Below are 5,174 nucleotides of genomic sequence, written 5' to 3' on the forward strand. Positions count from 1 at the left end.
TAACTGTCCACACTTCCTAGGCCCAAAGCGCGTCGCGATCTTTCGGATCGCTGGTCGCGGACATCCAACCTTGCGAAAGTTGGATAGCACGGCGTAAGAGATTGATGGCCTCATCCACCGAAGGGCCTTTGATTGGCGGCGGCTCTCTTCGTTCACAAAACTCGCGCCAGACGAACAGCGTCATTTCCGCCCCATCGGTAGGCGTCTCGCCCGGTCCGTCCGCAAAGGTTTCGAGCAGCCGGTAGCGATCGTCGCTCCAGAAAAGCTCCTCAACCCACGCATATATCGGGATGACATGGAAATGGATCGGATAGCCCGGTGTGTGCCCGTAGCGACCGATGTAAACCCGCTCGGCATTTAAGACGCGTTTCAAAGCATCCTGAACCTTAGCGAACAGCTGGCCCAGCGAGCATAACGTTTCGCTGGGCAAATCACTCAGGTCGTTGGTGAACGTTTTCGAACTGATCATAAGGTAGCCGGGGAGCGCCGAATTTATACGGTGGTTCACAGACCAGCCAGGAGTTTCGCCAATGTAAAATTGCTGGGGAATGTCGCGATTTTCGGCCATGGCCCAACTTATCAGTCTCACCAATCGATGCAATTGGCGCATGGTGGCCTCCCATCTGGCGGGCTTCTATGTTGGCCCGGCTTGGGCAAGGATGGGGAACACATTGCGTGGTCCAGCTGGAAACAGCAGAATGATCGACATAGGCTGAGACCGGATATTTCAATCTCATTGTCGGATTGACAAAACCTGGTTCGTCCTAGGAGCACTCTCAGTGTTCTATCCAAAGGAGGATCATCATGCCGAACACGATACACCTTCACCGGGTCCTGGCTGCCAGTCCCGAGAAAGTTTATCGCGCATTCCTGGAGGCGGATGCGCTGGCCAAATGGCTTCCGCCAAATGGGTTTGTCTGCACGGTACATCATTTGGAGCCATCGGTCGGCGGAACGCATAGGATGTCCTTCCGGAACTTCACGACCGGAGGAAGCCATTCTTTTGGCGGCAACTATCTCGAACTGGTGCCGGGCGAGAAGCTTCGTTACACGGACAAATTCGACGACCCCAACTTGCCTGGTGAAATGGAGGTCACCGTGACATTGAAGAAAGTCTCGGCGGGAACCGAACTCAATGTCGTCCAAGCGGGCGTCCCGGACGAGATACCCCCAGAGGCTTGCTATCTCGGTTGGCAGGAATCGCTCCGTAATCTGGCAAGGCTCGTTGAGCCGGAAATCAAAGAATAAGTCTCAGAACCTGCGCGGATTAGAGAACGGCCGCTTGATCGTTATGAGAGCAAAGGCGGGAACTTCGCTCTGACGAGGCGCGTCGGCCCGCGGTCGCAGCTGACGCCGCCGGTCCGCGGCCAAATGACCGCTCTGCGTCGCCTTCCGGACATCAGAGGTATTTGGAAGAACTGGTTGCAGATATGTTCTAGACATTGCGGCCGAAATAGACGTCCACCGAGGCGATCCGGTCGCCCCTGAAGCGCAGGACTTCCATGTTGCGGAACGCTCCGCCGTCATGCTTTTCGGCCCTGTATCGGACGACCACCTCGTCATCCACGATCTTGAGATACTCGATCTCCATGGCGCGAAACGGCGGTGGTTCGGGCCAGCAACGGTTGAAATACGCGATGCGATTGATGTGATCGTCACGCGGGCTGCAGAAGGTGAAGTCCTCCGTCAGCATCGTGCCTGCGTCATCCTTGCGCCCGTCGATATAGGCTTCGTAGAGGCTGCGAACGACCCGCTCGCGTCGTGAGCCATCACCTGCCATTGCACCGGTCCCTTTTCCTTAATTCCGATTGCAATATGCAATCAGTTTATATCAGGTGAAGCCGTTTTGCGCAACCCTTGCTCGGAAAGCAGCTGCGAAGGAGCCGATGGCAGCGGATTGCCACAGGGCGGATTGCCGCTGACAATGACCGAGCACGGCTGACGCGGACAGAACGGCTTCGCAGCCTTCTTGAAGGACGGTCCTTACGGAGGCTATATGGGCGTGTGCCCACCCTGGAACGATCTGCGCATCCACCGCGGGGTAACCGTCTATGCGCTCGATACCGACCGGCTAATGCTTCCCGCGCCTTCACCCGCGCCGATTTTCTTGCCGCCGCAAAGGGCATGTCCTTGCCTCCGGCGCGGCTGAACTGACCTATACGATCAATGCAAAGGCTACGAAATGACAGATACCAAATGGGACGCAGCCGTCGTCGAGAGCGGCTCGATCTACTGGAAGCGCAATCTGCTCATTTCGCTGCTCGGCTCCTTCACGACGATCGTCGCGATGACGCTGCTGCTGCCGTTCCTACCGCTCTACGTCGAAGAGCTTGGGGTCAGCGACCACGCGGCGATCGTGCAATGGTCGGGCATCGCCTATGGCGCGACCTTCCTGGCGGCGGCCTTCGTGGCACCTCTCTGGGGCCGGCTCGGCGATATCTATGGACGCAAGCTGATGCTGGTGCGCGCCAGCGCCGGGATGACGGTTGCGATCTCGCTGATGGGAATGGCCGACAACGTCTGGCAGCTGGTGGCGCTGCGCCTGTTCGTTGGGCTCGCTGGCGGCTACTCGTCCGGCTCGATGGTGCTAGTCGCCACGCAGACGCCGAAGGATCGCTCCGCCTGGGCGCTCGGCATGCTCGCCTCCGGCATCATGGCGGGCAACCTCGTCGGTCCGCTGATCGGCGGCGCGCTGCCGCCGCTGATCGGCATTCGCGGCACGTTCCTGGCCGCGGGTGGAATGATCTTCCTGGCGTTCCTCGCAACCACCTTCCTGATCAAGGAAGAGAAGTCCCCTGCCCGCAAGCAGGCCGCGAAGGCGAGCGGCGGCTGGGCCTCGATATCAGACAAGCGCCCCGTGGTCGCGATGCTCGCAACGGGCCTGCTGCTGATGCTCGCCAACATGTCGATCGAGCCGATCATCACCGTCTATGTTGCACAGCTGGCGGACGATCCGGGCAAGGTGACGATGATCGCAGGCATCGTCATGTCGGCGGCCGCACTCGGCAGCATCCTGTCGGCCTCGCGCCTCGGCAAGCTTGCGGACCGGATCGGCCATTGGCCTGTCATTGCGGGTGCTCTTGCAGTCGCCGGGCTGCTGCTGATCCCGCAGGCATTCGTGACGAACTCCTGGCAGCTGATCATTCTGCGCTTCCTCATGGGGATAGCGCTCGGAGGGCTGCTGCCCTGCATTTCTGCGGTCATCCGGCATAGCGTGCCGGACAGTGCGGCGGGCAGCATTCTCGGCCTGTCTGTCTCCTCGCAATATGTGGGCCAGGTCGCCGGCCCCGTGCTCGGCGGCTTCGTCGGTGGCCATATCGGCATGCGGGCCGTGTTTTTGGGAACCTGCGTGCTACTGATCGCCGGGGCCGCCTATGCGTGGATGGTGCGGCCGAGAAGCATGGCCGGATAGCCACTACATCAGCAGGTAATTCACCGGAACTGGGAGCGGCGGCAGATCCGTCTCTATCAGCGCTTCACGCAAATAGATCTCATCGTGTCAGCAAGGGCGCCGATCGGCAGCGGCGGCCTTTCCTCCCAATGGCCGACCGAATGGCCGCAGCCATTATACTCAGGTGAGAAGCGCTGGGCTTAGCTGTCGCTTTCGCTGCGGCCGAAGGCCCAGTTCATGTAGAGCTCGAGCGCCTTGCGGGTCACCGGACCTTCCTGGAAATCACGGCCATCGAGGCGGTTGATGCCGACGACCTTGGAATAGTTGCCCGTCGTGAAGATCTCGTCGGCATTCATGAAATCCTCGACCGAGAGCGTCACTTCGCGCACCTCGAAGCCCGCTTTGCGCAAGAGGCCGATAACACGGGCTCGGGTGATGCCGGCAAGGAAGGTGCGGTTGGCGATCGGCGTCGAGACGATGCCGTCCTTGACCATGAAGACGTTGGAGGACGCCGTCTCGGCGACGTTGCCGTTACTGTCGCGCATCAGCGCGTTGTCGAAACCGCGGCTTTTCGCTTCAGCGATGGCACGGCCGCTGTTTGGATAGAGCGAGCCGGCCTTGGCATCCGTCATCGCCGTTTCAGGCGACGGACGGCGATAGGGCGAAACGGTGAGCGAATTCGGCGCATGGTTGCCGAGCGGGGCTTCGAAGAGGCACAGCGCGAAACGGGTGGAATCACCATCGACCGTGACGACGCTGCCGGCCGAGCCGTGCTCGCCCCAATACATCGGCTTGATGTAGATCGGCGTCTTGCCGTCGAACTTCTTGATCCCTTCCCAGACGAGCGCCTCGATCTCCTCGGCCGTTTTCACCGGCTTCAGGCCCATGTTGACCGCCGAGCGGTTGACGCGCTGGCAGTGCAGGTCGAGGTCCGGCGCGATGCCGTCGAACCAACGGGCGCCATCGAAGACCGTCGAGGCCAGCCACATGGCGTGCGAGGTCGGCCCGATCAGCGGCGGATTGCCGGTAAGCCACTCTCCCTCGACGTAGGTCCAGGTGTTTGAACGGGGCGATGTATCGACAGCCATGGGCATTCTCCTTGAAAAGTTCGAAGAGCAAAATCCCCGTGCGAAGAGCCGGTCAAGCGGAAATCCGCGCCCGAGAACCCTACGCAAGAAAATGGCGGATGCGTTAGCCTCGGAGTAATATTCGTTCGCGTGACCGTGAGTTCGATCGATGGGTGTATCACGGAAAATCATGGATGGCGCGATTGGAAGCGACATCGGCGCCGTGCCATCATGCGCCGGAATCGTTGCGACTGACAGGGAGTAAAATCAATGAAAGCCATGTTCTACGACGCCTTCGAGAAGGCTCCCGAAATACGCACCCTGCCCGACCCGACACCCAGCGAGGATGGCGTGGTCATCGCCGTCGGCGCGACCGGGCTTTGCCGCAGCGACTGGCACGGCTGGATGGGTCACGATCCGGATATCAAGCTGCCGCATGTGCCGGGCCATGAGCTGGCCGGCAAGGTGGTCGCGACCGGAAAGGGCGTCATGCGCTTCAAGGTCGGCGACCGGGTGACGGTGCCCTTCGTCTCCGGCTGCGGTCATTGCAGCGAATGCCATTCTGGCAACCAGCAGGTGTGCCCGAACCAGTTCCAGCCGGGCTTCACGCATTGGGGGTCGTTCGCCGAATACGTGGCGATCGACTATGCCGATACCAACCTCGTGCATCTGCCTGACAGTATCGACGACGCGACGGCGGCAAGCCTCGGCTGGCG

At 60.6% G+C, this 5,174-nt stretch carries 6 protein-coding genes and 1 pseudogene; 3 read left to right on the plus strand and 4 right to left on the minus strand.

Annotation, left to right across the window (positions count from 1 at the left end):
* Positions 1-16: 16 nt before the first annotated feature.
* Positions 17-610, minus strand: coding sequence for an HIT family protein (locus PMI09_RS10175; protein WP_007792278.1), 594 nt, complete (start codon positions 608-610; stop codon positions 17-19).
* A gap of 194 nt (positions 611-804) precedes the next feature.
* On the opposite strand from PMI09_RS10175, the gene PMI09_RS10180 reads away from it, so the two are divergent.
* Complete coding sequence (locus PMI09_RS10180; RefSeq protein WP_007792280.1) at positions 805-1,248, plus strand: SRPBCC family protein; 444 nt, start codon at positions 805-807, stop codon at positions 1,246-1,248.
* A gap of 187 nt (positions 1,249-1,435) precedes the next feature.
* Here the strand turns inward: PMI09_RS10180 and PMI09_RS10185 are convergent, their stop codons facing one another.
* Complete coding sequence (locus PMI09_RS10185; RefSeq protein WP_007792284.1) at positions 1,436-1,780, minus strand: nuclear transport factor 2 family protein; 345 nt, start codon at positions 1,778-1,780, stop codon at positions 1,436-1,438.
* A 402-nt stretch (positions 1,781-2,182) separates the two neighbouring features.
* On the opposite strand from PMI09_RS10185, the gene PMI09_RS10190 reads away from it, so the two are divergent.
* On the plus strand, positions 2,183-3,412 hold the full coding sequence (locus PMI09_RS10190) for a multidrug efflux MFS transporter (protein WP_007792285.1): 1,230 nt from the start codon (positions 2,183-2,185) through the stop codon (positions 3,410-3,412).
* 3 nt (positions 3,413-3,415) lie between these two features.
* On the opposite strand, the pseudogene PMI09_RS32800 reads toward PMI09_RS10190, so the two are convergent.
* Positions 3,416-3,522: pseudogene (locus PMI09_RS32800) on the minus strand (bestrophin family protein); the annotation flags it as partial.
* A gap of 69 nt (positions 3,523-3,591) precedes the next feature.
* On the minus strand, positions 3,592-4,479 hold the full coding sequence (locus tag PMI09_RS10195; protein WP_007792288.1) for a branched-chain amino acid aminotransferase: 888 nt from the start codon (positions 4,477-4,479) through the stop codon (positions 3,592-3,594).
* 249 nt (positions 4,480-4,728) lie between these two features.
* On the opposite strand from PMI09_RS10195, the gene PMI09_RS10200 reads away from it, so the two are divergent.
* Positions 4,729-5,174 (plus strand): alcohol dehydrogenase catalytic domain-containing protein (locus PMI09_RS10200; RefSeq protein ID WP_007792291.1); only part of this gene is annotated, 446 nt, incomplete at its 3' end.

It is taken from the genome of Rhizobium sp. CF122 (assembly GCF_000282035.1).
In the GTDB taxonomy this organism is placed as follows: Bacteria; Pseudomonadota; Alphaproteobacteria; order Rhizobiales; family Rhizobiaceae; genus Rhizobium.